The sequence below is a fragment of the Isoptericola sp. NPDC019482 genome (assembly GCF_040632295.1).
In the GTDB taxonomy this organism is placed as follows: domain Bacteria; phylum Actinomycetota; class Actinomycetes; order Actinomycetales; family Cellulomonadaceae; genus Isoptericola.
The window spans coordinates 117,525-142,522 of the sequence record NZ_JBEYBQ010000004.1; the positions used below are offsets into that span (position 1 = coordinate 117,525).

General features: G+C 74.4%; 24 protein-coding genes. 1 reads left to right on the forward strand and 23 read right to left on the reverse strand.

All coding sequences use genetic code 11. The annotated features are described in order from the left end of the window. Nucleotides 1–73: 73 nt before the first annotated feature. The 20 genes from dprA to ndk all read right to left on the reverse strand — a co-directional run bounded on the left by dprA (nt 74) and on the right by ndk (nt 20,899). The gene (dprA, locus tag ABZ493_RS04870) at nt 74–1,399 is read right to left on the reverse strand and encodes a DNA-processing protein DprA (RefSeq protein WP_430581050.1); all 1,326 of its coding nucleotides are present in this window, start codon (nt 1,397–1,399) and stop codon (nt 74–76) included. Continuing rightward, nucleotides 1,392–2,927 carry a YifB family Mg chelatase-like AAA ATPase gene (locus ABZ493_RS04875; protein WP_430581051.1) on the reverse strand — a complete coding sequence of 512 codons (1,536 nt, stop codon included), beginning with the start codon at nt 2,925–2,927 and terminating at the stop codon, nt 1,392–1,394. Before ABZ493_RS04875 ends, dprA begins: the two co-directional genes overlap by 8 nt. Continuing rightward, entirely contained in the window at nt 2,927–3,286 is a 360-nt protein-coding gene (locus ABZ493_RS04880; protein ID WP_430581052.1) for a YraN family protein, read from the reverse strand. The genes ABZ493_RS04875 and ABZ493_RS04880 overlap by 1 nt, the downstream gene beginning before the upstream one ends. A 159-nt stretch (nt 3,287–3,445) precedes the next feature. Beyond that, a complete protein-coding gene (locus ABZ493_RS04885; RefSeq protein ID WP_013838354.1) occupies nt 3,446–3,745 on the reverse strand; it encodes a DUF2469 domain-containing protein in 300 nt (99 codons plus the stop codon). Next, entirely contained in the window at nt 3,742–4,515 is a 774-nt protein-coding gene (locus tag ABZ493_RS04890) for a ribonuclease HII (RefSeq protein WP_430581136.1), read from the reverse strand. The genes ABZ493_RS04885 and ABZ493_RS04890 overlap by 4 nt, the downstream gene beginning before the upstream one ends. Before the next feature lie 188 nt (nt 4,516–4,703). Then, nucleotides 4,704–5,501, reverse strand: a complete 798-nt coding sequence (gene lepB / locus ABZ493_RS04895) for a signal peptidase I (protein ID WP_430581053.1) — start codon at nt 5,499–5,501, stop codon at nt 4,704–4,706. A 179-nt stretch (nt 5,502–5,680) separates the two neighbouring features. Beyond that, nucleotides 5,681–6,040: a 50S ribosomal protein L19 gene (rplS, locus tag ABZ493_RS04900; RefSeq protein ID WP_430581054.1), complete on the reverse strand. Its 360-nt coding sequence runs from the start codon at nt 6,038–6,040 to the stop codon at nt 5,681–5,683. A gap of 168 nt (nt 6,041–6,208) precedes the next feature. Then, nucleotides 6,209–7,030 (reverse strand): tRNA (guanosine(37)-N1)-methyltransferase TrmD, encoded by an 822-nt coding sequence (gene trmD / locus ABZ493_RS04905; protein ID WP_430581055.1) that lies wholly within the window; start codon nt 7,028–7,030, stop codon nt 6,209–6,211. A 1-nt stretch (nt 7,031) separates the two neighbouring features. After that, nucleotides 7,032–7,583 (reverse strand): ribosome maturation factor RimM, encoded by a 552-nt coding sequence (rimM, locus tag ABZ493_RS04910; RefSeq protein WP_430581056.1) that lies wholly within the window; start codon nt 7,581–7,583, stop codon nt 7,032–7,034. Nucleotides 7,584–7,730: 147 nt separating this feature from the next. Further along, nucleotides 7,731–7,970 carry an RNA-binding protein gene (locus tag ABZ493_RS04915; RefSeq protein ID WP_380245361.1) on the reverse strand — a complete coding sequence of 80 codons (240 nt, stop codon included), beginning with the start codon at nt 7,968–7,970 and terminating at the stop codon, nt 7,731–7,733. Then, nucleotides 7,970–8,389 (reverse strand): 30S ribosomal protein S16, encoded by a 420-nt coding sequence (gene rpsP / locus ABZ493_RS04920; RefSeq protein WP_430581057.1) that lies wholly within the window; start codon nt 8,387–8,389, stop codon nt 7,970–7,972. The genes ABZ493_RS04915 and rpsP overlap by 1 nt, the downstream gene beginning before the upstream one ends. 207 nt (nt 8,390–8,596) lie before the next feature. Then, a complete protein-coding gene (locus ABZ493_RS04925) occupies nt 8,597–9,700 on the reverse strand; it encodes an amidohydrolase family protein (RefSeq protein ID WP_430581058.1) in 1,104 nt (367 codons plus the stop codon). 53 nt (nt 9,701–9,753) lie between these two features. Continuing rightward, entirely contained in the window at nt 9,754–11,367 is a 1,614-nt protein-coding gene (ffh, locus tag ABZ493_RS04930; RefSeq protein WP_430581059.1) for a signal recognition particle protein, read from the reverse strand. A gap of 46 nt (nt 11,368–11,413) precedes the next feature. Beyond that, the gene (locus ABZ493_RS04935; protein WP_430581060.1) at nt 11,414–13,330 is read right to left on the reverse strand and encodes an HD domain-containing protein; all 1,917 of its coding nucleotides are present in this window, start codon (nt 13,328–13,330) and stop codon (nt 11,414–11,416) included. Between the two features lie 12 nt (nt 13,331–13,342). Then, on the reverse strand, nt 13,343–13,681 hold the full coding sequence (locus ABZ493_RS04940) for a P-II family nitrogen regulator (RefSeq protein ID WP_430549879.1): 339 nt from the start codon (nt 13,679–13,681) through the stop codon (nt 13,343–13,345). Then, nucleotides 13,678–14,952: an ammonium transporter gene (locus tag ABZ493_RS04945; RefSeq protein WP_430581061.1), complete on the reverse strand. Its 1,275-nt coding sequence runs from the start codon at nt 14,950–14,952 to the stop codon at nt 13,678–13,680. Before ABZ493_RS04945 ends, ABZ493_RS04940 begins: the two co-directional genes overlap by 4 nt. Nucleotides 14,953–15,108: 156 nt before the next feature. Further along, entirely contained in the window at nt 15,109–16,284 is a 1,176-nt protein-coding gene (gene ftsY, locus ABZ493_RS04950; protein WP_430581062.1) for a signal recognition particle-docking protein FtsY, read from the reverse strand. A 60-nt stretch (nt 16,285–16,344) separates the two neighbouring features. Next, nucleotides 16,345–16,671: a hypothetical protein gene (locus tag ABZ493_RS04955; protein WP_430581063.1), complete on the reverse strand. Its 327-nt coding sequence runs from the start codon at nt 16,669–16,671 to the stop codon at nt 16,345–16,347. Nucleotides 16,672–16,675: 4 nt separating this feature from the next. Then, nucleotides 16,676–20,278 (reverse strand): chromosome segregation protein SMC, encoded by a 3,603-nt coding sequence (gene smc, locus ABZ493_RS04960; RefSeq protein ID WP_430581064.1) that lies wholly within the window; start codon nt 20,276–20,278, stop codon nt 16,676–16,678. A 162-nt stretch (nt 20,279–20,440) separates the two neighbouring features. Then, entirely contained in the window at nt 20,441–20,899 is a 459-nt protein-coding gene (gene ndk / locus ABZ493_RS04965; protein ID WP_430573183.1) for a nucleoside-diphosphate kinase, read from the reverse strand. Nucleotides 20,900–21,075: 176 nt separating this feature from the next. Between ndk and ABZ493_RS04970 the strand changes: the two genes are divergently transcribed. Beyond that, nucleotides 21,076–22,110 carry a type IV toxin-antitoxin system AbiEi family antitoxin domain-containing protein gene (locus tag ABZ493_RS04970; RefSeq protein ID WP_430581065.1) on the forward strand — a complete coding sequence of 345 codons (1,035 nt, stop codon included), beginning with the start codon at nt 21,076–21,078 and terminating at the stop codon, nt 22,108–22,110. A 49-nt stretch (nt 22,111–22,159) separates the two neighbouring features. On the opposite strand, the gene ABZ493_RS04975 is transcribed toward ABZ493_RS04970, so the two are convergent. The 3 genes from ABZ493_RS04975 to ABZ493_RS04985 all read right to left on the reverse strand — a co-directional run bounded on the left by ABZ493_RS04975 (nt 22,160) and on the right by ABZ493_RS04985 (nt 24,981). After that, nucleotides 22,160–22,603 carry a DUF4233 domain-containing protein gene (locus tag ABZ493_RS04975; protein ID WP_430547119.1) on the reverse strand — a complete coding sequence of 148 codons (444 nt, stop codon included), beginning with the start codon at nt 22,601–22,603 and terminating at the stop codon, nt 22,160–22,162. Further along, the gene (locus ABZ493_RS04980) at nt 22,600–24,279 is read right to left on the reverse strand and encodes an MDR family MFS transporter (RefSeq protein WP_430581066.1); all 1,680 of its coding nucleotides are present in this window, start codon (nt 24,277–24,279) and stop codon (nt 22,600–22,602) included. Before ABZ493_RS04980 ends, ABZ493_RS04975 begins: the two co-directional genes overlap by 4 nt. A gap of 93 nt (nt 24,280–24,372) precedes the next feature. Further along, on the reverse strand, nt 24,373–24,981 hold the full coding sequence (locus ABZ493_RS04985; RefSeq protein ID WP_430581067.1) for a TetR/AcrR family transcriptional regulator: 609 nt from the start codon (nt 24,979–24,981) through the stop codon (nt 24,373–24,375). Nucleotides 24,982–24,998: the final 17 nt, after the last annotated feature.

Sequence of the window (24,998 nt, forward strand, 5' to 3'; positions counted from 1 at the left end):
CTCGCTTCGCCTCCGGGCTCGTGCCACCCGCCGGGCACCGCCCCGCAGGACGAGCACCGCCCGGCCCGCCACCTCATCCGCCCGACGTCCCCCGGCTCGCACGCCCGGCGTCGCGACGGACCCGCCGCCACCGCCCGGCCTCCTGGGCGGCGAGGCCGTGCAGCTCCAGCGCGCCGAGCCCGGCGAGGAGCTCGCCCGGCGCGAGCCCTGCCGTGCGCGCCAGCGCGTCCAGGCCTGCGGACGCACGCGCGGGCAGCGCGTCCCACACCTGACGGGCACGGTCGCCGAGGGCCTCGACCTCCGCGGGGACCCCGCGCCGCGAGACCGCGCGTGCGGCGCGTCCCGGCGCCGGCACCTCGTGCGCGTCCCGCTCCGGCGGTTCGTCGGCGCCGTACGGACCGGCGAGCTCGGCCACCTCGGCGGCGTCCGTCACGCAGACCGCGGACCCGTCGCGCAGGAGCACGTGGCAACCCGTCGAGGTGCCCGCGGTCACCGGGCCGGGGACGGCTCCGAGCGGACGCAGCAGTCGTGCCGCGTGACGCGCGGTCGACAGTGCCCCGGAGCGCCACGCCGCCTCCACCACGACCGTCGCGCACGACATCGCGGCGATGATCCGGTTGCGGGCGAGGAAGCGCTGCTTGAACGGCGCGGACCCCGGCGGCACCTCGCTCACGACCGCCCCCGCGCCGTCGGCCAGGCGCCGCAGAAGGTCCTGGTTCCCCGGCGGGTAGAACCGGTCCACGCCCCCGGCGAGCACCGCCACCGTGGCCGCCCCGCCCGCCACGGCGCCGCGATGGGCGGCAGCGTCGATCCCGTACGCCCCGCCGGACACGACCGTGAAGCCGCGGTCCGCCACCCCCGCTGCGAGGTCCGTCGCCACGTGGTCCCCGTAGGCGCTGGACGCCCGCGCCCCGACGAGCGCCACCGACCGCTCTGCCAGCGCCGCGAGGTCCGGTTCGCCCCGCACCCACAGCGCGAACGGCTCCTCGACCCCGAGCGCGGCGAGCCCGGACGGCCAGCGCGGGTCCCCCGGCACCAGGAGGGTTCCGCCGAACCGCTCGAGGACCCGCAGCTCCCGTCGCGGGTCGAGGCGGTCGAGCCGCGGCGCCCACCGGGCCACCGCCTCCATCAGCCGGTCCGCAGCGACCGTGCTGCCCAGCGGCTCGACCGCCGACCCGCACAGGGCGCGGGCGGGGTCGCGGACGGCGTCGACGACCCACTCGAGGGCCTCCGCCGCGCCGAGGTGCGCGACGAGGGCGCCGGCCACCGCGTCGGCCGGCTCCGCCACCCTGCTCCAGGCGGCGCGGGCGAGCACCGGGTCGTCGACCGCGAAGGGAAGACCGCCGGCGCCCTCGGGGCGCACCGCACCCGCGTCCGGCACCACGACCGGCTCACGCATGGCTCCCCCTCGTGCGCATCGTCACGGCCGTGGAGACGTCCTCCGCCGTCGGCGCGGAGCGCCCCGCCAGGTCGGCGCGCGTCCACGCGATCCGCAGCACGCGGTCCGCGCCGCGCAGGCTCAGCACGCCACGGTCGACCATCTGCTCGATCGGGCGCAGCACGCCCGGGTCCTTCGACCGGTCCCGCAGCCACCGGCCGGGGACCTCCGCGTTCGTGGTCCAGGGCGTCCCCGCCAGCCGCTCGCGCGCCGCGGCGCGCGCCTGCGCGACGCGGGCCGCGACCGCCGCCGACGACTCCCCCTCCGCCCGGGCGGTCCGATCCGCCCGGGTCACCGGCAGGACCTCCACCTGCAGGTCGACCCGGTCGAGCAGCGGCCCCGACAGGCGGCCGAAGTACCGCCGCTTCGCCATGGGTGTGCAGGAGCAGTCCAGCCCCTTGTTCACCGACGCCATCCCGCACGGGCACGGGTTCGCCGCCAGGACCAGCTGGAACCGCGCCGGGTAGCGTGCCGCTCCCCCGGACCGGTGCAGCACCAGCTCCCCCTGCTCCAGCGGTTGCCGCAGCGTCTCCAGCACCCGGGACGGGAACTCGGGCGCCTCGTCGAGCAGCAGCACCCCCCGGTGGGCGCGGGAGACCGCCCCGGGCCGGGCCAGGCCGCTGCCCCCACCGACGATGGCGGCCGGGGTGGCCGTGTGGTGCGGGTCCTCGAACGGCGGCCGGGTCAGCAGGCCGTTCCCGGGGTCGAACGTCCCGGCCACCGAGTGCACGGAGGTCACCTCGACGGCCTCCGACGGCGTGAGGTCCGGCAGGATGCCCGGCAGGCGGGCGGCGAGCATGGTCTTGCCCGCGCCCGGCGGCCCGACCAGGAGCAGGTGGTGCCCGCCCGCGGCCGCCACCTCCAGCGCCATCCGGGCCTGCACCTGTCCCACCACGTCCGCGAGGTCCCCCGCCGACCGGCGCGACACGGGCTGCCGTGCCGCCCGGACCGGGTCCAGCACCGGAGGGTCCGCGAGCTCGCCGCCGTGGAGCAGCACCACCTCGGCGAGGCACGACGCGGCATGCACGCGCGCCCCGGGGACCAGGCGTGCCTCCGCCGCGTCGCCGGTCGCCACCACGACGTCGGGGCAGCCGGCCTCGACGGCCGCGGCAACCGCCGGCAGCACCCCGCGCACGGGCTGGAGGCGGCCGTCCAGACCGAGCTCGGCCAGGTGCACCACCCGGTCCAGGCCGGCCCGGGGCACGGCGCCGTCGCCCGCCAGCACCGCGACGGCGATCGCGACGTCGAACGAGGAGCCGGACTTGCGCAGCGAGGCGGGCGACAGGTTGACGGTGATCTTGCGGTGCGGCCACTTGATGCCGGTGGAGAGCACCGCGGCCCGCACCCGCTCGCGCGACTCGTTCAGGGCCGTGTCCGGCAGCCCCACCAGCGTGAACCCGGGTACCGACGCCGCGAGCTGCGCCTGCACCTCCACGACGTGCCCGGTCAGCCCGGTGAGGGCGACGGCCGCCGTCGTGCCGAGCCCCATCAGAGCACCCCCACGAGGTGCTCCACCTGCGCGGCGCCTGCCCGCGGGAGCACCACGGCCACGACGTCCACCCGGATCTCTCGGCAGCGCACGCCCCGGTGCTCCGCCAGCCACTGCCCCGTGAGGCGCCGCACGCGGGACAGCTTCGCGGGCGTCACCGCCTCCGCCGGGTGGCCGAACGCCGTACCGCGCCGGGTCTTCACCTCGATCGCGACGAGCACGTCGCCGTCCCGCGCGACGAGGTCGAGCTCGCCGCCCGTGCCGCGCCAGTTGCGCTCCAGGACCTCCAGGCCCTGCGCCTCGACGTGGCGTGCCGCCACCCGTTCCCCGTACCGCCCGACGGCGTCCTTCGCCCGCATCGAACCACCTCCGCGGGAAGCCTGACGGGCCCGCGGGGCGGCGACGCACGCACGGACCGTCGCCTGTGGACGGAGGCGTTGCGGGTGGCGCTGTGGACGACCTCCGCGGCTACGGGCGTCGTCACCCGTCCGGAGGATCGCTCCGGAGGGGATCGGGCGCTACAGCGCGAGCTCGGCCTTCGCGAGCTCCTCCACGTTGACGTCCTTGAACGTCACGACGCGCACGGACTTCACGAACCGCGCGGAGCGGTAGACGTCCCACACCCAGGCGTCGGCCAGGCGGAGCTCGAAGTAGACCTCGCCGGCGGCGGACCGCACCTGCAGGTCCACCTGGTTGGCGAGGTAGAACCGTCGTTCCGTCTCCACGACGTACGAGAACAGGCCCACCACGTCGCGGTACTCGCGGTACAGCGCGAGCTCCATCTCGGTCTCGTAGTTCTCGAGGTCTTCGGCGCTCACGGGGCCATCCTCCCATCGGGCGTCACGTCGGCGAGACGGACGTCGAGCGTCCCCACGGGCGTGCCCGCCGGCACGCCCTCCGCGCCGGCAGGGCCACCGCCGTCGTCGGCCAGAGCCCGGAGGTTCCACGACCGCCGGTGCTGCGGCGTCGGCCCGAGCCGGCGCAACGCGTCCAGGTGGGCGGGCGCCGAGTAGCCCTTGTTCTGGTCCCACGCGAACGCCGGGTACTGGCGCGCCAGCCGCACGAGCAGGCCGTCGCGCTCCACCTTGGCGAGCACGCTGGCAGCCGCGACCGAGGAGCACTGGAGGTCGGCCTTGACGAGCGTGCGCACCCCGGGCTCGGGGGCTCCCGGCCCGAGGGGGTCGAGCGCCGCGGCCTCGAAGAGGTCGACGTCGCCGCGGCTCAGCCAGTCGTGCGAGCCGTCGAGCAGCACCACGTCCACGTCACCGCAGGTCCGGCGGACCTGCGCGAGGGCCCGCCGTCCGGCGAGCCGCAGCGCGGCCACGATCCCGTGCGCGTCGATCTCTGCCGGTCCAGCGTGGCCCACGGCCCACGCGACTCCCCAGCGTTGCAGCTGCGGCACCATCGCGACGCGCGCCGCGGGGGTGAGGAGCTTCGAGTCGGTCAGCCCCTGCGGGGCCGTCCGCGTCGCGGCGTCCACGACGACGACGCCCACGCTCACGGGCCCGGCCAGCGCGCCTCGGCCCACCTCGTCCATCCCGGCGACCAGGCGCGCCCCACCCGTGAGCAGCGCGCGCTCCTGGCGCAGCGTCGGGCTCTTCCGCTTGCCCGCGCCGGACGACGTGCCGTTCGCGGCGCGGCGGCGTGGCGGCGTGGGCCGGCGCACCGTCTCCGTGCCCGGGGTCACCCGGACGGGCGGCTGCTCCGTCTCCCGCACCGCGTCCTGCCGGGTGTCCCCCACCGCGCCCGGCTCGACGCCCCGCTCGACGAGCGAGGTCACGGCTCCGGGACCTTCGCGAAGACGTCGCCCGGGTTGCGCAGGAGGGTCGCGTCGCCCAGCGGCCACACGGTGGCGAACGCCGACCCGACGACGTTGTCCATCGGCACGAACCCACCGCCGGGCTTGCCGGTGTTGTAGCGCGAGTCCTGCGAGTTCTGCCGGTTGTCGCCCATGACGAACAGCATGCCGTCGGGCACGACGGTGTCGAAGGGGTCCTGGCTCGGCACGGAGCCCGGCTTGATGTACGACTCCTCGTCGATCGGCTGGCCGTTGACGCTGACGCGACCCTGGTCGTCACAGCAGGTCACGTGGTCGCCCGGTGTCCCGATGACGCGCTTGATGAGGTGGTCCCCGGTCTCCTGCGGCAGCAGGCCCACGAACGTCAGCACGTTCGTCACCGCCTGCCCCGCGGGGGTCCGCTCCGGCGGCTCGTACGGCGGCAACCAGCCGCCCGGGTCCTTGAACACGACGATGTCGCCGCGGTTGACGTCGAACACGTCCGGCACCATGCGCGAGACCATGACGCGGTCGCCGATCTCGAGCGTGTCCTCCATCGACCCGCTGGGGATGTAGAACGCCTGCACCAGGAACGTCTTGATCAGCCAGGACAGCACCAGAGCGCTGACCACGATGATCGCGGTCTCGCGCAGGACCCCGAGCCCGCGGCTCGGCGCGCGCCCTTCGGCGGGGGCGGGACGGCCGGCCCCGACCACGGCGTCGAAGCCCTCGACCCCGCCGCCGCTGCCCGCGGGGTCGTCGGGTCGGGGCTCGCGCGCACTGGGCCGGTCTGTCACGGGATCGGAGTCTGCCACGCTCTCACTCTTTCACTCGCCACCGTCCACGGCGAAACCGCGACGGGCACCCAGTGGTCGGGCTCCGACGACGACCCGGGAACGACGACGGACGGGCGGCCCTGCCCACGGCAGGACCGCCCGTCCGGGGAGCGCGCGTCAGCGTGTCGCGACGCGGTCGATCACTTCGCCGGCGTCGTCTCGCGCTTCTCGCGGATCTTCGCCTTCTTGCCGCGCAGGTTGCGCAGGTAGTACAGCTTCGCCCGGCGGACGACGCCGCGGGAGACGACCTCGATCGAGTCGATGGTCGGGGCGTGCAGGGGGAACGTGCGCTCCACGCCGACGCCGAAGCTGATCTTGCGGACGGTGAACGTCTCACGGACGCCGCCGCCCTGGCGCGCGATGACGATGCCCTGGAACGCCTGGACGCGCGAGCGGTTGCCCTCGACGACCTTGACGTTGACCTTGACGGTGTCGCCGGCGCGGAAGTCCGGGACGTCGGAGCGCAGCGAGGCTGCGTCGACGGAGTCGAGCGTGTGCATGGTTGTCTCCCCGCCCTGCCACAGGTCAGGTGCAAGATCCTGGCGCGCCCGCAGGCGCGCGGTGTCTGACGTAACGGTGGTGCGTCGGCTCCTCGACCGGGCGGGCTGACCAGCAGCCGCCGTGACCTCCCCTGTGGCAGAGGCCGGGTCGGCGAACACACCAGCGACCTATTCTGCCATACGACCCGGCGGGTCCCCCGCCGCGGGCTCCCCCGCCGGGCGGAGGCGTCCGTCACGCACCTCCCAGCCCAGGCCGGCGAGGACGGCCCGGTCGGCCTTGTCGAGCGCGGCCGGGTCGAGCGCGGCCACCATGTCGGGGCGACGCTCGACGGTCCGCTCCAGCGCACGATCGCGGCGCCAGCGCTCGATCCGCGCATGGTGCCCGGACAGGAGCACCTCGGGCACCTCGTGGTCCTCCCACTCCGGCGGCTTCGTGTACACCGGGTACTCCAGCAGGCCGGCCGCGCCGTGCGACTCCTCCACCAGCGAGTGCGGGTTGCCCACGACGCCGGGCAGCAGCCGCCCGAACGCCTCGATCATGACGAGCGCGGCCACCTCGCCGCCGTTGAGGACGTAGTCGCCGATGGACAGCTCGCTGACCCGGTGGCCGGCGGCACGCGTGCGCTCGGCGACACGCGCGTCGATGCCCTCGTACCGCCCGCAGGCGATGACCACGTGCTCCTCGGCGGCCAGCGCCTCCGCGTGCCGCTGCGTGAAGACGTCGCCCGACGGCGTGGGCACGACCAGGTGCCCGCCGCCGCCCGCCGGCAGGACGTCGTCGAGCGCCCGCCCCCAGACGTCCGGGCGCATGACCATGCCCGCTCCCCCGCCGAACGGGGTGTCGTCGACCGTGCGGTGCCGGTCGGTGGTCCAGTCCCGCAGGTCGTGCACCCGCAGGTCGAGCAGGCCGGCCTTGCGCGCCTTGCCGACCAGCGACAGGTCCAGCGCGGCGAGGTAGTCGGGAAAGATCGAGACGACGTCGACGCGCACGTCAGCCCTCGCCCTGCGCGTCGTCCGCCCGGTCGACGACGGCGGACGCAGCGTCCCGGGCGAGCAGCCCGCCCGGCGGCGTCAGCACCACGCGCCCGCCGGCGACGTCGACCACCGGCACGATGGCGCGGACGAACGGGACGAGCGTCCGCTCGCCGCCGGGCTCCCGCACGACGAGCGCGTCGTGCGCGGGCAGGTGCTCGAGACCGGTCACCTCGCCGACCACGGTCCCGTCCTCCAGCTCGGCGCGCAGGCCCTGGAGCTCGTGCGGGTACCAGGCGTCCTCCTCGTCGGAGGCGTCGGCCTCGACGACGAGCTCGACGCCGCGCAGCGCCTCGGCCGCGGTACGGTCGGCCACCTCCGCGAAGGACACGAGCCAGCGGCCCTGGTGCACCCGCGCGGCCGTCACCGTCAGCGGCCCGGCCTCGGCCGGCTCGGTCGTGAGGGTGATCCCCACCGCGAGCCGGTCCTCGGGGGTGTCGGTGCGCAGGTCGAGCCCGACCTCGCCCTTGAGCCCGTGCGCCCGCCCGACGCGCGCCACCACCAGCTGCATGACCACTCCTGTCTCGAACTGTCTCGTGGGCTGTCTCGCGGGTCCCGCGACCGCCCGGTCCCAGCATGCACCGCCGCAGACGACGAGGCCCGGCCCCACGGTGTGGGACCGGGCCTCGTCAGAGCTGTGGCAGCGGGTGCGGCTCGCTCAGCGCCGGTCGACGTCCACGACGTCGACCCGCACGGGGCCGTCCGTCGCGAGCGCGCCGACCACCGTGCGCAGCGCCTTCGCCGTCCGTCCGCCCCGGCCGATCACGCGGCCGAGGTCGTCGGGGTGCACCCGCACCTCGAGCAGGTCGCCCCGGCGCTGCGTCCGCGCGGCCACCCGGACGTCGTCCGGGTTGTCCACGATGCCGCGCACCAGGTGCTCGAGGGCCTCGGCGAGCATCAGGCCTCGGCCTCAGCCTCGGTGGCCTCGGCCGCCGGCTCCTCGGCCTTCTTCTCGGCAGCCTTCGCCTTGGCCTTCTCGGCCTCGGCGGCGACGGCCTCGACCGCGGCGGCGCTGTCGGCCTTCGCGGCCTTGGTCTTGAGGGTGCCCTCGGCGCCCGGAAGACCCTTGAACTTCTGCCAGTCACCGGTGATCTTGAGCAGCGCGGCGACCTGCTCGGTCGGCTGCGCGCCGACGCCGAGCCAGTACTGCGCCCGCTCGGACTTGATCTCGATGAACGACGGCTCCTCGGTCGGGTGGTACTTCCCGATCTCCTCGATGACGCGCCCGTCGCGCTTGGAGCGCGAGTCGGCCACGACGACGCGGTAGTACGGGGCCCGGATCTTGCCGAGGCGCTTCAGACGAATCTTGACGGCCACTGTGGTGGTGTCTCCTGGTTCTGGTGGGGCGACCTCACGCGCCGCCGGGTGGGGTCCTGGCGATGTCCGGAGGTCAGGAACGCGACCTGCGCAGGAGAGAGGGGCCTGGGCACGCCGAGTACCCGGACATTGTGCCAGACCGAGTGGGCCCGCTCCAACCTCGGGTGACGCACCTCTCGCCCGCGCGGCCCGGCGCGTCGGCCCGCTTCAGCCCCGGACGACCTGCCCGCGCAGCACGACGGCGGTCGGGTGCCGCAGCACCTCGATGTCCTCGCGCGGGTCGGCGGGATACACCACCAGGTCGGCGCTCGATCCCTCGACGAGCGCGCCGAAGCCCAGCAGCTCGCGCGCCCGCCAGGTGGCCATCGCCACGACGTCGGCGGCGGGGATGCCGGCCGCGACCAGCTCGGCGCACTCGTCAACGACCCGCCCGTGCCCGAGGGTGCCCCCGGCGTCCGTGCCGACGAGCAGCCGGACGCCCGCCTCGTGCAGCGCGCGCACGTGCTCGTACCGGCGGGCGTGCATGCGCCGCATCCGCGCCGCGTGCACGGGGTACTTGTCCTCCGCCTGCCGGGCGATCTCCTCGAAGCGGGCCACCTGGAGCAGCGTGGGCGTCACGGGGATGCCGCGCGCCGCGACCTCGTCCACGAGCGCCCCCACGACGCCGGTGCCGTGCTCGATGCCGTCCACGCCCGCGGCGAGCAGGTCCGGCACGACCTCCTCGGAGAAGGCGTGCACCGTGACGCGCGCCGCCTCCGCGTGCGCGGCGCCGACCGCCTCGGTGAGCACGTCGCGCGGCCACAGCGGGCCGAGGTCGCCCGCCTCGCGGTCGATCCAGTCCCCGACGAGCTTGACCCAGCCGTCGGCGGCGCGCGCCTGGGTGCGCACGGCGTCGGGGAGCGCTCCCACGTCGTCGAGCTCGAGGCCGAAGTTCCGCAGGTACCGCTTGGGGCGGGCCAGGTGCCGGCCGGCCCGCACGAGGCGGGGCAGGTCCGGACGCTCCTGCACCCACGAGGTGTCGACCGGCGAGCCCGCGTCGCGCACGAGCAGGACGCCGGAGTCACGGTCGGTGATCGCCTGCGCCTCCGCCGTCTCCTGGTCGACGGCGCCGTCGGGGCCGAGGCCCACGTGGCAGTGCACGTCCACCAGGCCGGGCAGCACCCAGCCCTCGAGCTCGCGGGTGGCGCTGCCCTGCGGCGACGGACGGGTGAGGCTCACCCGACCGTCGCGCACCCACATCTCGCCGACGTCGCGATCGTGGCCCAGCAGGACGTGGCCGGTGAGGTGCAGCGGGACGTGCGGGGCAGACATGGTCGAAGGTTACCGATTCGGCGGTCCGAGCCGCGGACGCCGGTCCGTGCGACTCAGCGTCCGCCGAGCAGCTTGTCGAATCCGTCCGGGAGCTGGAGCTTCGAGAGGTCCTGCTCGGACGGCTCCCCGCCGCCCACCCCGAACGCGGAACCCGGCGCCGACGGCTTCGCGGCGGGGCCGCCGAGGGCGCGCTGCATGGCCTCGCGCTCCTGCTGCGCCCGCTTTGCCGGGTTGCCCGACTTGCCCTTGACCTTCTTCGACGGCGCCTGCTTGCCGCGCGCCTTCTTGCCCCCGCCGGGCATCCCCGGCATCCCGGGGACCCCCGGCATGCCAGGCATCCCGCCGCCCTTGCTCATCTGGCGCATCATCTTCTGCGCCTGACCGAACCGTTCGAGCAGCTGGTTGACGGCGGTCGTCGTCTGGCCGGAGCCGCGGGCGATGCGGGCGCGGCGCGAGCCGTTGATGATCTTGGGGTTGTCGCGCTCGGCGGGCGTCATCGACTGGATGAGGGCCTGGACGCGGTCGACCTCGCGCTCGTCGAAGTTCTCGAGCTGCTCGCGCATCTGTCCCATGCCCGGCATCATCCCGAGCATCTTCTTCATGGAGCCGAGCTTCTTCATCTGCTGCATCTGCACCAGGAAGTCGGACAGCGTGAAGTCCTCGCCCTTCTCCACCTTGGCCGCCATCTTGGCGGCCTCCTCCGCGTCGAAGGCCTTCTCGGCCTGCTCGATGAGGGTGAGCACGTCGCCCATGTCGAGGATGCGCGACGCCATGCGGTCGGGGTGGAAGACCTCGAAGTCGGTGAGCTTCTCACCGGTCGAGGCGAACATGATCGGACGGCCCGTGACCGTGGCCACCGAGAGGGCGGCGCCGCCGCGCGCGTCGCCGTCGAGCTTGGACAGGACGACGCCGGTGAAGTCGACGCCCTCCTCGAAGGCCTTCGCCGTGGCGACGGCGTCCTGGCCGATCATCGCGTCGATGACGAACAGGACCTCGTCGGGCGACGTGGCGTCGCGGATGTCGGAGGCCTGCTGCATGAGCACCTGGTCGACGCCCAGGCGGCCCGCGGTGTCGACGATGACGACGTCGTGCTGCTTGGCCTTCGCCTCGGCGACACCGTCGCGGGCCACGCCCACCGGGTCACCGATGACGACGTCGGTCTCGGCGCCCTGGTTGCCCGGGTGCGGCGCGTAGACCGGCACGCCGGCGCGCTCGGCGACGACGGACAGCTGGGTCACCGCGTTGGGGCGCTGGAGGTCGGCGGCGACCAGCAGCGGGGTGTGGCCCTGCTCCTTGAGCGCCAGCGCGAGCTTGCCGGCCAGCGTGGTCTTGCCGGCACCCTGGAGGCCGGCGAGCATGATGACGGTCGGCGGCGTCTTGGAGAGCTGCAGCGGGCGGGTCTGGCCGCCGAGGATCGCCACGAGCTCGTCGTTGACGATCTTCACGACCTGCTGCGCCGGGTTCAGCGCACCCGAGACCTCGGCCGACAGCGCGCGCTCGCGCACCGCGGCCGTGAACTCGCGCACCACGGGCACCGCGACGTCGGCGTCGAGGAGCGCCCGGCGGATCTCGCGCACGGTCGCGTCGATGTCCGCCTCGGAGAGCCGGCCCCGCCCGCGCAGGTTCTTGAACGTCGCGGTGAGCCGGTCCGACAGGGAGTTGAACACCAGGCAGGTCCTTAGGAGAGGTCGTCGTGGGGTGCGGCCACCTAGCCTACCGTCCGACGGCGAGCGCCCGGCGGGCCCGCCCGGTGAGGTCGTCCACGAGGCTCGCACGCCACGCCGTCCACCCCGCCGGGCCCAGCGACGACGCGTCCGCCTCCGTCACCACCCGCACGGTCTCGAGCAGGTCGCCGCGGTGCTCGAGCGCGTCGAGGAGCTCCGCCACGGTGGCCGGGTCCTCCAGGTCCGCGGTCGTCGCCAGCCGCGCCAGGGTGAGGTGGTGGCGCACGACGACGCCGACGTCGCGCGCGACGTCGTCGCCGAACCCCGTCCGGCGCACGATGTCCGGGGCGATCCGCGCGCCCTCCACGGAGTGGTCGGCGTCGACGGCGCCGCGCCGCTTGCCGATGTCGTGCAGCAGGGCGCCGAGCAGGAGCTGCTCGGCCGGCGCGGCCGGGACGCCCGCGCCGGCGGCGACCTGGCGGCGCACCCGGGCGGCGCGGGCCGCCGTCTCCACCAGGTGCCGGTCCACGGTGTGCCGGTGCACCGCGGCCCGCTGCGGGCGGTTGCGCACGGCGGCCCACTCGGGGATCCACGTCGTGACGACGCCCGCCAGGTCGAGCGCCTCCCAGACGGGCACCTGGGCCGGCCCGGCACCCAGCAGGGTGAGCAGGGCGGTGCGTGCCGCCGGCGGCCACGGCGCGGGCGGTGGCGGCGACTCCGCGAGGGACTGGACGGTCACGGGCGAGAGCACGAGGCCGGTGCGGGCCGCCGTGGCCGCCGCGCGCAACGGCAGCAGCGGGTCGTCGGCGGGCTGCGCGCCCACGGCCAGCACCAGCTCGCCGTCGTGCTCCACGAGGCCGTCGCCGACCGACCGCAGCCGCGGGGCGGACCGGCGCCCCCGGACCATGACGGGTCTGCGCACGGCCGGCCGCTGCAGGGCCTGCCGGGCGCGGCGCACCGTGGAGTCCAGGGCGTAGGAGATCTCGCGGCCCGCCTCCGCCAGGCTGGCCAGCAGCTCGTCGGGGTCGTCGTGCCCGCAGCGTGCGGCCACCTCGTCCAGGTCGGCGAGCAGGAGCTTCGTGGAACGCCGCCGCGTCACGACGTGCACCGCGTCGCGCACGTCCAGCAGGTGCGCGTACGCCCGGTCCACCCGTCCGTGCGGGCGGTCGGTGAGCCACGTGGCCGCGAGCGCCGAGAGCAGGACGGCGTCGCGGATGCCGCCCCGCGACTCCTTGAGGTCGGGCTCGATCAGGTAGGCCAGCTCGCCCGCGCGCTCGGCCCGCTCGCGCGCGCTGTGCAGCAGCTCGGGCAGCCGGCGGCGCGACGCCGAGCGCCAGTCGGTGAGGATCGCGGACGCCGCACGGTGCACGACGACGGCGTCCCCCGCCACGGGCCGCACGTCCAGCCAGCCGACCGCAGCAGGAAGGTCGGTGGAGGCGAGGCGCCGGGTCTGGCTCAGCGAGCGCACCGCGTGGTCGACGTCGACGCCGGAGTCCCACAGCGGGTACCAGAGCGCGTCGGCGACGCGGGCGAGCTCGTCGGGCTTGTGCGTGCGGCCGTCGTGCACGAGGACGAGGTCGAGGTCGGACAGCGGGCCGAGCTCCCCGCGCCCCAGGCTGCCGACGGCGGCGAGCGCGATGCCCGCCGGGTCCACGTCCGCCGTGGCGGCCTCGAACAGGGGGGTGAGCCGGTCGGTGACGAGCTGCTGCAGCGTCGTGCGGCGCGCGATCCCCGACCGGCCGGGACCGGTGAGGCCGTCGGCGGCGGCGAGCAGGTCGGCGCGCAGCGCGCCGACGCCGCCGGTCGTGCCGCCGGCGACCGCGGGGCTGGGCGCAGAGGGGCTTGGCGCAGAGGAGCTTGGCGCGGCGGGGCGGGGCTCGGTGGGGCCGGTGTCGAGGCGCGAGCCCCGCACCCCGGCGTCCGGGGTGCGGGGCTCGGTCGCGCCCGGCTGGTCGTCCGGGAGCACGGTCAGCGCCTCCTAGAGGGCCGCGTCGCCGTGCTCGCCGGTGCGCACGCGCACCACGTCGTCGAGCGTCGTGGTCCACACCTTGCCGTCCCCGATCCGTCCCGTCTGGGCGGCCTTGACGACGACGTCCACGACGGTGGGCGCGTCCTCGTCCGCGACGAGGACCTCCACGCGGACCTTGGGGACCAGGTCGACCGTGTACTCGGCGCCGCGGTAGACCTCGGTGTGGCCCTTCTGGCGGCCGTAGCCGCTGGCCTCGCTGACCGTCATGCCGCGGATGCCCGCGGCCTCGAGGGCCGACTTGACGTCGTCCAGGCGGTGGGGCTGGACGACTCCGGTGACGAGCTTCATGCGCGAATCTCCTTAGCGACGGAACCCTGCTGGATCGTCTCGTACGCGGTCTCGCTGTGCACCGCCAGGTCGATGCCCGCGACCTCGGCCTCCTCGGAGACCCGCCAGCCCATGACCGCCTTCAGCGCGATCGCGATGAGGTACGTGATGATGCCGGAGAAGGCGATCGCGACGACGGCGATGATCGCCTGGACCGCGAGCTGGTTCAGGCCGCCGCCGTAGAACAGGCCCGTCTCGGTGGCGAGGAAGCCGATGGAGACCGTGCCCCAGAGGCCGGAGACGAGGTGCACGCCGACGACGTCGAGCGAGTCGTCGTAGCCGAGCTTGTACTTGAGCCCCACCGCGTAGGCGGACAGGACGCCGGCGATCGCGCCGACGGCGATCGAGCCCACGGGGCTCACCGACCCGGCGGCGGGGGTGATCGCGACGAGACCCGCCACGACGCCCGACGCGGCGCCGAGCGACGTCGCCGAGCCGTCGCGCAACTTCTCCACCACGAGCCAGCCGATCACCGCGGCCGAGGTCGCGACCGTGGTGTTCACCCAGGCGAGGCCGGCGAAGCCGTCGGCCGTGAAGGCCGAGCCGCCGTTGAAGCCGAACCAGCCGAACCACAGCAGCGCGGCGCCCAGCATGACGAGCGGCAGGTTGTGCGGCCGCATCGGCTCGGAGCCGAAGCCCTTGCGCTTGCCGACCACGAGGGCGAGGACCAGCGCGGCCACACCGGCGTTGATGTGCACCACGGTGCCGCCGGCGAAGTCGATCGGGGCCGCGATCCCGCCGAACGGGCCGTCCGCGGACAGCAGGCCGCCGCCCCAGACCATGTGCGCCATCGGGAAGTAGCAGAGCGTCACCCACACGGCCACGAAGACCATCCAGGTGCCGAACTTGGCACGGTCGGCGATCGCGCCGGAGATCAGGGCGACGGTGATGATCGCGAACGTGGCCTGGAAGCCGACGCCCACGATGCCCGGGACGCCGAAGTCGTCGATGAGGAACTCACCGTTCGCGTCATAGATCGCGCCGGAGAGCCCGAACTGGTCGAACGGGTTGCCGACGATCCCGCCGAGGTCCGCGCCGTAGGACATCGACCAGCCCCACAGCACGTAGACGACGCCGACGACGGCGATCGCGCCGAACGACATCATCATCATGTTCAGCACGGACTTGCCGCGCACCATCCCGCCGTAGAAGAGCGCGAGTCCAGGGGTCATCAGGAGCACGAGAGATGCCGACATCAGCATCCACGCGGTTGCTCCGGTGTCCAGCTCCATGAGTTGTTCCTCCCTCACCAGCCGGGCGGCCGGGTCGGGCACTACCGTGGTCGGGCGGAGTTTCGCCTGGAGTGTTCTGGTGTTTCGTGGGTGTGACAAGGCCCCGTCACGCGTGAACTTTGCGTGACGGGGCCTGTCTGCGGGCTCGTCGACCGGTCAGCCGAGCAGGCCGTCCACGAACTGCTCCGGGTCGAAGGGCGCCAGGTCGTCGGGGCCCTCGCCCAGCCCGACGAGCTTGACCGGCACGCCGAGCTCGCGCTGGACGGCGACGACGATGCCGCCGCGCGCGGTGCCGTCGAGCTTGGTGAGCACGATGCCGGTGACGCCCGCGACCTCGCCGAACACGCGGGCCTGGTTGAGGCCGTTCTGCCCGGTCGTGGCGTCGAGCACGAGCAGCACCTCGGCCAGCGGGGCCTCGCGGGTGATGACGCGGGTGATCTTGCCCAGCTCGTCCATCAGCCCGGCCTTGTTCTGCAGCCGGCCGGCGGTGTCGACGAGGACGACGTCCGTGCCCTCGGCCTTGCCGCGCCGCACCGCGTCGAACGCGACGGCGGCGGGGTCGGCGCCGTCGCGGTCCGAGCGCACCGTCTCCACGCCCACGCGGGCGCCCCAGGTCTGCAGCTGGTCGGCGGCCGCCGCGCGGAACGTGTCGGCCGCGCCGAGCACCACCGACCGGTCCTCGGCGACCAGGACGCGGGCGAGCTTGCCGACCGTCGTCGTCTTGCCCGTGCCGTTGACCCCCACGACCAGCACCACGGCGGGCAGGCGTGCGCCGTCGTCGCCGACCGGACCCGTCGTGGCGACCTCGCGGTCGAGCGACGGGTCGACGACCTTGAGCAGCTCCTCGCGCAGCAGGTCGCGCACGGTCTTCGGGTCGCGCACGCCGAGCACGCGCACGCGGGTGCGCAGGGCGTCGAGCAGCTCCTCGGCCGGGCCGGCGCCGATGTCGGCGAGCAGCAGCGTCTCCTCGAGCTCGTCCCAGTCGTCCTCGGTGAGGTGGTCGCGGGACAGCACGCTCAGCAGGCGCGCGCCCAACGGCGACCCGGACCGGGCCAGGCGGTCGCGCAGGCGGATGAGGCGGCCGGCCACCGGCTCCGGCGTCTCGAGTGCGGGGGGCGCCGGTTCGACAGCGGTCTCGGGCGGCGCGACGGTCGTCGTGCCCGCGCCCTGCTCGACGTCCTGCTCGACGTCCTGCTCGATGTCCTGGTCGACGTGCTCGTCGACGAGGTGGTCGGTGCGACGACGGCGCGTCCGCGGGACGAGCAGTGCGGCGCCGCCGCCGACCACGACGACGACACCGAGGAGGATCCAGAGCCAGAGCTGATCAGTCACGCGCACAGTCTCCCAGAACGGGGCGACGGCGCCGCTCGCGGGAGCCCCGGCGGGGCGGGGTCACTCCGGCTTGCGGACGCTCCCCACGTGCCACGAGCTGCGGGCCTGCAGGCGGGCCCGGTGCAGCGCCTCGGTGAGCTCCTCCGGGTCGACGTACCCCGGGGCGTCCTCGATAGTCGCGGCGAAGAACTCGTCCATGCCGGTCTCGACCGGGGCAGGGGGCGCGACGCGCTTGCGGCGCAGCCCGGACCGGAAGTCGCGGAGGAATCGACCGAGACCGGGGGCCTCGTCGTCCTGACCCTCACGACGCTCCATGACGTTGGCCACGAGGAACACCACCGCGGCGAGCACGAGGGACCCGAGGACCCAGAGGACGAACGTGAGCATGGCGCTATTCTCCCCGCGCATCGACGGTCTCGCGCATCCGCTGGGAGATGACGGTGGTCACACCGTCGCCGCGCATGGTCACGCCGTACAGCGCGTCCGCGACCTCCATCGTGCGCTTCTGGTGGGTGATGACGATGAGCTGGGAGTCCTCCTGCAGCTCGCGGAAGATCTCGAGCAGGCGGCCGAGGTTCACGTCGTCGAGCGCGGCCTCGACCTCGTCCATCACGTAGAACGGGCTGGGGCGCGCCTTGAAGATCGACACGAGGAACGCGACAGCCGTGAGCGACCGCTCCCCGCCGGACAGCAGCGACAGCCGCTTGACCTTCTTGCCCGCCGGGCGCGCCTCGACCTCGATGCCCGTGGTGAGAAGATCACCCGGGTCGGTGAGCACCAGACGCCCCTCGCCGCCCGGGAAGAGGCGGCCGAAGACCCGCTCGAACTGCTCCGCGGTGTCGCGGAACGCCTCCGCGAAGACCTGCTGCACCCGCTCGTCGATCTCCTCGACGATGTGCAGCAGGTCCTGGCGCGACTTCTTGAGGTCCGCCAGCTGCTCCGTGAGGAACTGGTGCCGTTCCTCCAGGGCTGCGAACTCCTCCAGCGCGAGCGGGTTGACCGCGCCGATACGCGCGAGCGCGCGCTCCGCCGTCGCGAGCCGCTTCTCCTGCTCCGCGCGCACGTACGGCACCGGTTCGGGGTCGGGGTCCTCCTCGGTGGCGTCCGCGGGGCGCGCCACGGGCACGTCGCGGTGCGGGCCGAACTCCTCGACCAGGACGTCGGGGTCGCTGCCCAGCTCGTCCACCGCCCGGGCCTGCAGCTGCTCGAGCCGCGCCACCTGCTGGGCGCGCGCCACCTCGTCGCGGTGCGCGACGTCGGTGAGGTCGCGCAGCTCGCCCGCGAGCCGGTCCGCGTCGGTGCGGACGGTCTCGAGCTCCTGCTGCCGCGCGGCGCGCTCCTCGTCGGCGGCCGCGCGCTCGGCCTGTGCGCGCTCGATCGAGCGGGCGAGGGCGGCGAGGGCCGTGCCGGCGTCGTCGCGCACCGCGGCCGCCGTCCGCGCCTCGGCCGCGCGCTGCACGGCCCGCCGCTCCGCCTTCTCCCGCGCGGCGCGCTCCTGCGCCGCGGCCCGCGCGAGGCCCTGCGCGCGGCCGGCGACGGCTCGCGCCCGCTCCTCGCTGGTGCGCAGCTCCAGGCGCGCCTCGGTCTCCGCCGCGCGCGCCGCGGTGGCGGCCTCCTGCGCCGCCTCGCGCGCGGTCTGCGCCTCGGCCACCTGCTCCTGGGACTGCGTCGGCTCGGCCTCCGCGACCTCCAGGCGCCGGGTCAGCTCCGTGAGCTCCGCCGCGTCGGCCTCCCGCCGCTCGGCCGCCTGCGTCAGCGTCTTGCGGTGCCGCTCGGCCTCCGCGAGCGCGGAGCGGTGCGCCGCGCCCAGCGTGCCGAGCTGCTCCGCCACGGCGGCGAGCGCCGCGTCCGACTCGTGCAGCTGCGCGAGGGTGTCGTCGTGGGCGGCCTGCGCCGCCTCCAGCCGTTCGCGCGCCCCGACCAGCTCGAAGCGGCAGCGCTCGCCGCGCGCGGCGGCGTCGCCCAGCCCCTCCTTGGCCTCGTCGAGCGCGGACGTCAGGTGCAGCACGCTCGGCGCGGCCGCGGAGCCGCCCCAGGCCCGCCCCGCACCCAGCAGGTCGCCGGCCCGCGTCACGGCGACGACCCCGGGCGCCTTCTGGACCAGTGCGCGCGCCTGGGCCAGGTCGTCCACCACGACGACGTCGCGCAGCAGCGTGCGCAGCGGGGCGGCCGCGGGTCCCGCCACGGTGACGACGTCGGGCGCCCGGCGCGCGCCGTCGGGCAGATCTGCGGGGACCGGGGACTCCCCCGACGCGCCGTCGGCGGTGCGGCCGTCCGTGCCACCCACGACGAGGCCGGCGCGGCCGGCGTCGTCGTCGCGCAGGCGACGCAGCGCGTCGACGGCCGCGTCGAGATCGCGCACGGCGACGGCGTCGGCGACCGGGCCGAGCGCCGCCGTCACCGCGTCCTCGTAGCCGGGCTCGACGCCGAGCAGTGCGGCGACCGAGCCGAGCACGCCGGGCGCGGCGTCCGCGAGCAGGGCTCCCGCGCCGTCCTTGCGGTCGAGGCTGAGCTCGAGCGCCTCGACGCGCGCGCTCCACGTGGCGCGGTCGCGCTCGGCCTCGGCCGCCCGGGCCTCGAGGTCCTGCACCGCCGCCTGCGCCTCGGCGAGCGTCGTCGTCGCCTCCTCGTGCCGGGCGTCCAGGTCCTCCTCGCCCTCCTCGGCGCCCACGACCTGCACCTCGAGCGCCCCGAACTCGCGCGCGGCCTCCTCGGCGCGCCGCTCCGCCTCGGCCACGACCTCGCGCACGCGCTCGAGCTCCGCGTCACCCGCCTCGACGCGGCTGCGCCGCGCGGCCACCTGCCCGGAGAGCCGGGCGAGCCCCTCGCGGCGGTCGGCCGCGCCGCGGTGCAGGGTCGCGAGCTCGCGCTCCGCGGCGTCCGCGGCCTTCTCCGCGTCCGTGCGCGCGGCGACCGCGGACTCGAGCGCGGCGCGCGTGAGCTCGACCTCGCGGGTCAGCTCCGCCTCGGTGGCACGCGCCCGCTCGGCCTGGGCCTCCAGGTCGGCGGGGTCCTGGCCGCGGTGCTCCGGCTCTGCCGCCCCCAGCAGGCGCACGCGCTCGTCGGCCAGGGTCGCGAGGCCGCGCAGCCGCTCGCGCAGCGCGCCGAGGGCGTGGAAGGCGTCGGCCGCGCGCCCGGCGTCCGCGACGGCGGCGGAGGCCGCGACCTCCAGGCGCGCCAGGTGCTCGCGGGCCCGCTCCAAGCCCTGCTCCGTCTCGTGCTGACGCTCGCGCAGCGCCGCCTCGTCCGCCCGCTCCTGGGCCATCTGGGCGGTGAGCTGGGCCAGGTCGTCGGCGAGGAGGCGCGCCTTCGCGTCACGCAGGTCCGCCTGGACGGTGCGAGCCTTGCGCGCCGCCTCGGCCTGCCGTCCGAGCGGTCCGAGCTGGCGGCGCAGCTCCGCGGTCAGGTCCGTGAGGCGGGCGAGGTTGCCCTGCATGGCCTCCAGCTTGCGGAGCGCCTTCTCCTTGCGCTTGCGGTGCTTGAGGACGCCCGCGGCCTCCTCGATGAAGCCGCGCCGGTCGTCGGGGGTGGCCCGCAGCACGGCGTCGAGCTGCCCCTGCCCCACCACGACGTGCATCTCGCGGCCGATGCCGGAGTCGCTCAGCAGCTCCTGGATGTCCAGCAGGCGGCAGGAGCTGCCGTTGATCGCATACTCCGACCCGCCGCTGCGGAACAGCGTGCGGGTGATCGTCACCTCGGTGTAGTCGATCGGCAGCGCGCCGTCGGTGTTGTCGATCGTGAGGGACACCTCGGCGCGGCCGAGCGGCGGGCGGCCGGCGGTGCCGGCGGTGCCGGCGAAGATGACGTCCTCCATCTTGCCGCCGCGCAGCGACTTGGCGCCCTGCTCCCCCATCACCCACGACAGCGCGTCGACCACGTTCGACTTGCCCGAGCCGTTCGGCCCGACGACGCACGTGATGCCCGGCTCGAGGCTCAGCGTCGTCGCCGAGGCGAACGACTTGAAGCCGCGGAGCGTGAGCGTCTTGAGGTGCACCCGGCGAGCCTAACCGCCGGATCCCGCCGATCCGCGGAACTACGCCGGTCCCGCCCGTCCCGCGCGGCCCTGGAACCGATCGAGCGTGCTGACTTGATCCTCAAACCCGAGGTTTGAGGATCAAGTCAGCACGCTCGATGCTCCCGGCGGGTGCCGGTGGTGTCAGAGGCCCGGGAACCAGAGGCCGATCTCGCGGGCCGCGGACTCGGGCGAGTCGGAGCCGTGCACCAGGTTCTGCTGGACCTTGAGGCCCCAGTCGCGGCCCAGGTCGCCGCGGATGGTGCCGGGGGCGGCCTCGGTGGGGTTGGTCGCGCCCGCCAGCGAGCGGAACCCCGGGATGACGCCCTGGCCCTCGGCGACGACGGCGAGCGTCGGGCCGGAGAGCATGAAGTCGACGAGCGGCTGGTAGAACGGCTTGCCCTCGTGCTCCGCGTAGTGCGCGGCGAGGAGCTCGGTCGTGGCCTGCTTCAGCTCGACGGCGACGAGCGTGTAGCCCTTCGCCTCGATGCGCCGCAGCACCTCGCCGGACAGGCCGCGGCGGACCCCGTCGGGCTTGACGAGCACCAGGGTGCGCTCGATGGCGGGCTCGGCGGGCAGGGTCGTGTCTGCGACGTCGGTCATGGCGGAAAGCCTATCGGCGACGTGGACTCCTTCGACCAAGGGATCCGTACTGCCACGGCGTGAATGACGACACAGGTCCCGTGCTCGAAGGCTCCGACGCTGCCCCCAGTCGTCACGCGTCCACAGGGAGGCGACCCGCGCACGAGGAGGTCGCCGCGTCGTGGTCGAGTGCGGCCATGCGCCCGCTCTCCCCTCCACCGCCCCGAGTCCTCGACGTCGCGCACGAGCAGGACGGTCTGATCACGACGGCCCAGTGCGAGGCGAGCGGAATGACCCGGAACCGCATGTCACGCCTGGCCCTGCAGGGTCGCTGGATCCGGGTGGCGCCGGGCGTCTACGACACGGACCCGGTGCCGGTCGACGACCGTGAGCGCCCCGACCTCTTCGACCATCGGCGGCGCTGGTTCGCGTGGCGGGCCCTCCTCGCCCTCGGACCGAACGCGATGCCCGTCGGCCAGGCGGCGCTCGTCTTCCACGGGGTCCGAGGCCTGCCCGTGCGGATCACGCCCGAGGCAAGCCTTCCTGGCGGGGCACGTCTCCCGTCCGACGTCGCCGTGGTGAGGCAGTACGACCCGACGACACCGACCGTGGCGATCTCGGGGCGACGCGTCCCCACCCTGCTCCATGCCCTCGCGCAGGCCATCCCCACCCTCGATCGACGGCATGCCGTGGCGGTGCTCGACGACGTCGTGCACCGAGGCCTCATCACGCGGGCACAGGTGGAAACGGCCCACGACCTCGCCCGCGGACGCCGCGGCGTGGAGCGGACGCACGGCTGGTGGCGGCTGGTCGACGGCCGCGCCGAGTCACCGCTCGAGACCGCGGTGCGCCTTGAGTGCACCGACGCCGGCGTTCCTCCGGACGACCTGCAGCGCGTGCTGGTCGACCGGCGGGGCACGTTCCTCGGGCGCGGCGACATGGTGTGGCACCTACCGGACGGACGGTGGTTCTGGCTCGAGGCCGACGGGGCGGAGGTGCACGCCGCGCCCGCAGCGCTGTACGACGACCGCCGTCGGCAGAACACCCTCGTGGCCGAGGGTGGCGTCGTGATGCAGCGGGTCACGGGCAGGGACCTGCGTGTCCCCGGCGATCTCGGGCGGCAGGTCGCGGCACAGCTGCACCGCCTCGGCTGGATACCGGGCCAGCGGCTCCCATCGACGACCAAGAGCCCCCTTCGACCACGGGATCCGTCCCGCCAAGACGGTGCTTAGCGGTACGGATTCCGTGCTCGAAGGGGGCTTAGGTCGACGTGGGGTCAGGTCAGAGGTTCGGTGCCGTCTCCGGGTGCTCGGCGTCGTACTGGGCACGCTCGCGGTCGATGCGGCCGCCCAGACGCAGCGAGACGACCCACATCGCGACGAACACCACGCCGACGACGAACATCATCGGCAGCAGCAGGCCCATCGCCAGCACCGGCACCTGCACGACCGTCCCCGCGTAGTACCCCATCGGCGTCCCGACCATGCGGGACATCACCAGGAGCACCACGAACAGCACGCCGATCACGAGCCACAGGGCGAGCGGCGAGTCGATCACCAGGGGGCCGCGCTCGTAGCCGGTGTTCCGCAGCCCGTAGAGGGCGACGCCGGCGAACAGCACCACGAACGCCTCCAGCTGCAGCATCATCGACGTGAACTGCACCTTGGCTGGCTTGCGGGGCTTGATGCGGTCCCCCGGGCGGGGACGGTCGTCCTTCTTGCTCACGACCCCACGATATCCGCGCGCTCGCGGGTGCCGGGACCGTCGTCGGACACGACGTCGGACGCGACGGCGTCCACCGGCACCTCGTCGAGCGCCCCGGCCTTGGCCGGGTCCGAGACCGCCTCGCCGCGCGCCACCATGCCGGCGACGTCGGACAGCTTGATCACGGGCAGGAAGAACGCCAGCACGAGGCCGACGAGCACCAGCGGTACGAGGTACCAGAACGACGGCGCGAGGGCATCGGCGTAGGCGTCGATGATGCCCGACTTGAGCGGCTCGGGCAGCGACTGGACCACGCCCGGCGTGAGGCTCGCCTCCCCCGCCCCGCCGGCGCCGGCGGGCGCCCCCGCGAAGACCTCGGTGAGATTGTCGGTGAGGCGGGTGGTGAAGATCGTCGTGAACAGGGCGGAGCCCACGGCCGCGCCGATCTCGCGGAAGAAGTTGTTCGAGCTCGTGGCCGTGCCCAGCTCGTGCGGGTCGACGGCGTTCTGCACCGCCAGCACGACGGTCTGCATCACGAGGCCCATGCCGGCGCCGAGCGTGAAGATCATCGCGCCGAAGGTCCACATCGACATGTCGCCGGTGAGGCCGGTCAGCCAGACCATCGCCAGGGCGACCACGATCAGGCCGGCCACCGGGTAGGCCTTGTACTTCCCCGTCTTGGAGATCGCGATACCGGAGACGATGGAGGTGAGCATCATGCCGGCCATCATCGGGAGCATCAGCCAGCCCGACTCGGTGACGCCGGCGCCCGTGGACATCTGCAGGAACGTCGGGATCATCGCCATCGCGGAGAACATGCCCATGCCCAGCACGAGCCCGATCATCGTCGTGATGGTGAACGTGCGGTTCTTGAACAGCCGCAGCGGGATCAGCGGCTCGGCCACGCGCGTCTCGACGAGGATGAACGCGGCCACCGCCGCGAGCGTCAGCACGAGGAGGCCGGACAGGCGCCAGTCGGTCCAGTCGTAGCCGGACGACGACAGGGACTCCCAGCTGGTGACGAGCACGATGCCGGTGGTCGCGACCGCCATCGTGACGATGCCGCCCCAGTCGACGGGACGCGACGAGCGGTGCGAGGGCAGCTTGAGCGCGAACCAGGCGACGACGAACGCCGCGACGCCGACGGGCAGGTTGATCCAGAAGGTCCAGCGCCAGCCGGGGCCCTCGGTGAGCCAGCCGCCCAGGAGCGGGCCGAGGACGGCCGAGATGCCGAAGAGGGCGCCGAGCGGGCCCATGTACTTGCCGCGCTCGGAGGCGGGCACGATGTCGGCGATGATCGACTGCGACAGGATCATCAGCCCGCCGCCGCCGAGGCCCTGGAGGGCGCGCCACAGGACGAGCTCGATCATGTTCTGCGACAGCGCGGCGCCCACGGACGCGAGCGTGAACAGCCCGATCGCGACGAGGAACGGCCAGCGCCGGCCCATCAGGTCGCCGAACTTGCCGTACAGGGGCATGCCGATGGCGACGGCCAGGATGTAGGCCGTGACGACCCATCCCTGGTGCTCGACACCGTTGAGCTCGCCGACGATCGTGGGCATCGCGGTGCCGACGATCGTCTGGTCGAGGGAGGACAGGAACATCGACGCCATCAGGGCGCCGAAGATCAGCCAGACGGTGCGCTGCGTCAGGACGACGACGGGCTTGTCCGGCGCGGCAGCAGGGGCACTGCTCATGGGACACCTCGGATCGGTGGCGCGCAGGGGCGCCGGGGTAGTGACGGGGGCTGGGATGCTCGGAGGAGGGCGTGCGGGCGGAGTGCCCGACGCTCAGGAGGTGAGGACGGCGGCGAGCTGGCCGACGACGTGCGGCACGTGGTCGCCGACGTCGCCCTCGTGGCCGGTGCGTGCCCAGTCGTCCATCGCCGCCCGCGTGACGACGAAGACGACCATGGCGCACATCTCGGGGTCGGCCGGCAGGGGTGCCGCCTCGTGCCGCCGCTCGAACAGCGCGACGACCTGGGTCTTGTGCCGCTCGAACCACGCGAAGTGCCGCCCGAGCAGGCGGGGTTCGAGCTGCAGGATCTCCATCACCTGCTCGCCCTGGTGCTTGCCGGGGCCGGCGAACGCGGCGAGCAACGACCGGACGAGCACCTCGAGGTCCGCCACCAGACGCCCGGTGGGGCCCCCGGCCGCGAACGCCTCACGGGTCTCGGCGCTCAGCTCGAACGAGCCCTGACCGAGCACCGCGTCGTCCTTCGACTCGAAGTAGTTGAAGAACGTGCGGGGCGAGATCTGGGCCGCCTCGGCGATCTCCTCCACGGTCACGGCGTCCAGGCCGCGCTCGAGCACGAGGCGCTGGGCGGCGTCGACGATCGCGTCCGTGCGTGCGCGCTTCTTGCGCTCACGCAGTCCGAGGTCGCCGGCGGGAGGAGTCACCGGACAATCATGCACCC